Genomic DNA, 3,839 nt, shown 5'->3' with positions numbered 1-3,839 from the left:
ATCAGGACCAGCCACTCGGGCTTGCCGGGCTTGTGTCGCGCGTCGTCCGCCTGCGGGTCGGGAAGGTCGCCCAACGGCGTCGCCACCGCCTTGGCGATCTCGGCCGGGGTGCGGTTGCGCACGAAGAGCGGTTTGCCGCGCCATTTCAGAACGACCTGCTGCCCAGAGGCGACCTTGCTGAGGTCGAACTCGATGGACGCGAGCGCCAGCGTATCGCCGGCCGGGTTCATCTGGTTGACCAGAGGCCAGACAATGCCGACCGCAGCGCCCGCTGCAGCCGCCACGACAGCGATGTGAATGAAGTCGCGACGGTTCGGGTCTTCCCCCGGAGCGTGCGGGTCGGGAGATTCGCCCACGACGGTGCTGGCCACCTTGAAGCTACCCTTCGATAGGGGCCCTGCGGACGAAACCGGAGGGCCTGAGACTTAGCGATTCTCGTCCGTTGGCGGGACAAGAACCGGTTCCGGAAGAGCCGGATTTAGGAACACTGTATATCAGGACCTATGCGAACGTCGTGTCCGCCTTGCCCCGATTCGTATCCCCGCGCCCCAGCGACAGCCGATGGCGGATGGCCTTAGAATGCGTTTGGCCCTTTTTCAACCGGACATTCCGCAAAACCTTGGCGCCGCGATCCGTCTGACCGCCTGTCTGGGGGTGCCTCTGGACGTGATCGAGCCCTGCGGATTCCCTCTGAGCGAGGCCGCTATCCGTCGTACGGCGATGGATTACGGGGGCATCGCCGAGGTGAAGCGCTTTCCCAGCTGGTCTGTTTTTCAAGCAAATCCAAGGGGATCCGGTCGCCTTGTGCTGTTTACGACGCGCAGCGCGCATTCCTTCCACGATTTCGCGTTCAGGCCCGACGACGTCCTGTTGTTTGGTCGCGAGAGCGCCGGCGCGCCCGATGAAGTTCATGCCGCAGCTGATGCGCAGCTTTGTATCCCCATGGCTGCCGGCGCGCGTTCATTGAACGTCGTCACCGCGGCGACGCTGGCGCTGGGCGAGGCATTGCGGCAGATCAAGGCGTTTCCCGCCATCAGCAGGTTCTAGATCCGGCATGTCCAGCCTTCCTCCCGAAATCCTTGCCCGCCGCGACCGCAGCAAGGTGTGGTTCGAAACCCTGCAGCAGCGCATCATCGCTGCGCTTGAGCGTCTGGAAGATGAGGCCTCCGGCGACCTCTACCCTGGAGCCCCTGGCCGTTTCGAGCTCCGACCCTGGACGCGGGAGACCGGCGTCGGCGGCGGTATCGGCGGTCACTTGCGCGGACGTCTGATCGAAAAGGCCGGCATCCACACGTCGGCGGCGCTGGCGAAATTCTCGCCCGAAATGGCCGCCACCATGCCGGGCGCCGACAAGGATCCGTCCTACGTCTCGGCCAGCATCAGCCTGATCATCCACCCGGTGAGTCCGCGCGTGCCGACGGTGCACATGAACACCCGCTTCCTGTCGACGGCGGAGAGCTGGTTCGGCGGCGGCGCGGACCTGACGCCCATGCTGGCGGTTCAACGCACGCAGGAGGCGCCGGAAACCGTCCTGTTCCACGCCGCCATGAAGGCCGCCTGCGACCCTTTCGATCCCGAGTGGTACGCCAAATACAAGGCCTGGTGCGACGAGTACTTCTACCTGCCCCATCGCCAGGAGATGCGCGGCATCGGCGGCATCTTCTACGACCGCCACAACTCCGGTGATTTCGACAAGGACTTCGCCTTCACCCAGGCGGTGGGCGAGGCGTTCCTGGACGTCTATCCGAAGATCGTGCGGGCCCACATGGGCGAACCGTGGACGCAGGCGGAACGCGCCGAGCAACTGGTGCGGCGCGGCCGCTATGTGGAATTCAACCTGCTCTACGACCGGGGGACCATGTTCGGGCTGAAGGCGGGGGGGAATATCGAGACGATCCTGAGCTCGATGCCGCCGATGGTGGCGTGGACGTGACGAGGACCGGCGGCGCAGCTAGGCGCGGCCGCGCTTCCACAGGATCGCTGCGAGAACAGGAGCAATAGTGACGCCGGCAATCGCCAGCAGGAACAGGAAGGCGGCAAGGCCTTCAGGGTCCATCCTTCCAAAGCGTCGGTCATGAATGATCGCCAGGAGCGACGTGAATAAGACGAGATTCAATATGGAAACACCCACCGCCGCGATCGCCGAGGCCAACCGGCTCGAACGACTTAGCGCAGAGGCGATGAAGGCCGCTGAAATTGGGCAGAAAAGTAACGCAGGCAGACCCGTCGAGTATCGATCCAGCATCAGCGCGCCGAGCAACGCCGCGATCAACAAAGCGCCTCCAATGGCTAGGCCCGAGCGTTTTGACATTCGACCTCCGCATTACTGAAATCCGTAGGATCATCAGACCATGGAGTATGCGACATGCAGCGACGACTATCTATGTTCCATGGCTCGCGTGGGACGAGAAAGTCTCCTTTTTCAGCCCAAGTCGCTGCAGAACTGATCTAGCTTGGCGAGCATCGCCCATGATATACATCTGACCGTCGTATATCATGGAGCCGCCGATGAAAGTCGCCAAGTGGGGCAACAGTCTGGCGGTGCGCCTGCCGCGCGAGTTGGTCGACACGCTCGATTTGAAGGAAGGCGACAACATCGAACTGCTGTCGCGGGACAAGCGGAGCATGGTCGTCGAGAAGACCCGAGATGCCGACCGCGACGCGTTTTTCGACTGGCTGAAGACATTGGAAGGCAGACTGCCGGCCGACTTCAAGTTCGACAGAGACGAAGCCAATTCGCGTGACTGACGCGTTCCTGGATACAAACGTCCTCATCTATCTGCTCACCGACGATCCCAAGAACGCCCGCGCCTTCGAGCTCGCCCGGAGCGATGCAGTCATCAGCGTCCAGGTGCTTAACGAGTTCACATCTGTCGCGCGGAGGAAGCACGCCTTGAGCTGGGACGATGTCGCGCGCGCTGTCGCGGGCTTTCGCGCCTATCTTCAGGTCGAACCGGTGACCGTCGATGTGCACGAGCGGGCGCTTGAGATCGCGCGCCGCCACCGGTTCAGCATCTATGACGCCTGCATAATCGCCGTAGCGGAGAAGGCTGGTTGCCGAACGCTGTATACAGAAGACATGCAGCACGGCCAGGTGATCGGCGGCGTGACGATCCGCAACCCCTTCCTCGACGCCTAGCCCCGCAGAAACGTCCCGATCCAGCGCCCCACTCGCTCCCGGTCGTCCGGGCCGGCGAAGCTGGCCACGGCCCGGTCTGCCTGGTCATCCGCATAGACCTTGCCCCGCCGCGCCTCGATCAAGGCCGTCGCATAGGCCGGGTCGAATTCGGGGTGGGGCTGGATCGAGATCGCCGAATGGTCGCGCCAGGCCAGGCCCGCCATCGGCGTGAAGGCGCTGGATACGATCACCTCGGCGCCGGGCGGCAATTCCACCACCTGATCTTGATGGGAGGCAGGCAGCCGGATCGCCGACGCTGGCTGATCCATCCAGGGCGCTTGGCCCACCACCTCATAGTCGTGGGCGCCGATGCCCCAGCCCTTGGGAGATTTGATCACCGTGCCGCCAAAGGCCTGGGCCATGGCCTGATGGCCGAAGCAGACCCCCACCAGCTTTGTCCGCCCCCTGGCTGCGCGCAGGAAGTCCAGCAAGGCGCCGATCCAGGGGTCGGTTTCATAGACCCCCGCCGCCGAGCCGGTGACGATGTAGGCGGCGCAATCCTCGGGCGAGGCAGGCATCTCGCCGCCATCCACGTCGTAGGTTCGCCAGTCGTAGGCCTCGGGGCCCAGCAGCCGCATGAACATCTCGGGGTAAGTCCCGAACGCGTCGATCGCGGATATCGGCGGGTGGCCGGTCTTGAGGATACCGACTTTCAATAGGC

At 63.7% G+C, this 3,839-nt stretch carries 7 protein-coding genes; 4 read left to right on the top strand and 3 right to left on the bottom strand.

The genetic code is table 11. The features are described 5' to 3' along the window. Window positions 1-371, bottom strand: a 371-nt coding sequence (locus ACIQ42_RS16960; protein ID WP_397423415.1) for a ubiquinol-cytochrome c reductase iron-sulfur subunit N-terminal domain-containing protein, incomplete at its 3' end; no start/stop codon positions are given. Between the two features lie 208 nt (window positions 372-579). Here ACIQ42_RS16960 and ACIQ42_RS16955 point away from each other — a divergent pair. After that, window positions 580-1,047 (top strand): tRNA (cytidine(34)-2'-O)-methyltransferase, encoded by a 468-nt coding sequence (locus ACIQ42_RS16955; protein WP_397423416.1) that lies wholly within the window; start codon window positions 580-582, stop codon window positions 1,045-1,047. A 7-nt stretch (window positions 1,048-1,054) separates the two neighbouring features. After that, on the top strand, window positions 1,055-1,933 hold the full coding sequence (gene hemF / locus ACIQ42_RS16950) for an oxygen-dependent coproporphyrinogen oxidase (RefSeq protein ID WP_397423414.1): 879 nt from the start codon (window positions 1,055-1,057) through the stop codon (window positions 1,931-1,933). A gap of 18 nt (window positions 1,934-1,951) precedes the next feature. On the opposite strand, the gene ACIQ42_RS16945 is transcribed toward hemF, so the two are convergent. After that, entirely contained in the window at window positions 1,952-2,272 is a 321-nt protein-coding gene (locus ACIQ42_RS16945) for a hypothetical protein (protein WP_397423413.1), read from the bottom strand. Between the two features lie 236 nt (window positions 2,273-2,508). Between ACIQ42_RS16945 and ACIQ42_RS16940 the strand changes: the two genes are divergently transcribed. After that, on the top strand, window positions 2,509-2,748 hold the full coding sequence (locus ACIQ42_RS16940) for an AbrB/MazE/SpoVT family DNA-binding domain-containing protein (RefSeq protein ID WP_397423412.1): 240 nt from the start codon (window positions 2,509-2,511) through the stop codon (window positions 2,746-2,748). Next, the gene (locus ACIQ42_RS16935; protein ID WP_397423411.1) at window positions 2,741-3,139 is read left to right on the top strand and encodes a PIN domain-containing protein; all 399 of its coding nucleotides are present in this window, start codon (window positions 2,741-2,743) and stop codon (window positions 3,137-3,139) included. Before ACIQ42_RS16940 ends, ACIQ42_RS16935 begins: the two co-directional genes overlap by 8 nt. Here the strand turns inward: ACIQ42_RS16935 and ACIQ42_RS16930 are convergent. Then, window positions 3,136-3,839 (bottom strand): type 1 glutamine amidotransferase (locus ACIQ42_RS16930; RefSeq protein ID WP_397423410.1); only part of this gene is annotated, 704 nt, incomplete at its 5' end. The genes ACIQ42_RS16935 and ACIQ42_RS16930 overlap by 4 nt on opposite strands.

The sequence above is a fragment of the Phenylobacterium sp. genome (genome assembly GCF_044372605.1).
GTDB lineage: Bacteria > Pseudomonadota > Alphaproteobacteria > Caulobacterales > Caulobacteraceae > Phenylobacterium.
The sequence above is the reverse complement of the archived record's forward strand: the minus strand, read 5'-3'. Positions and strand labels throughout refer to the sequence as shown.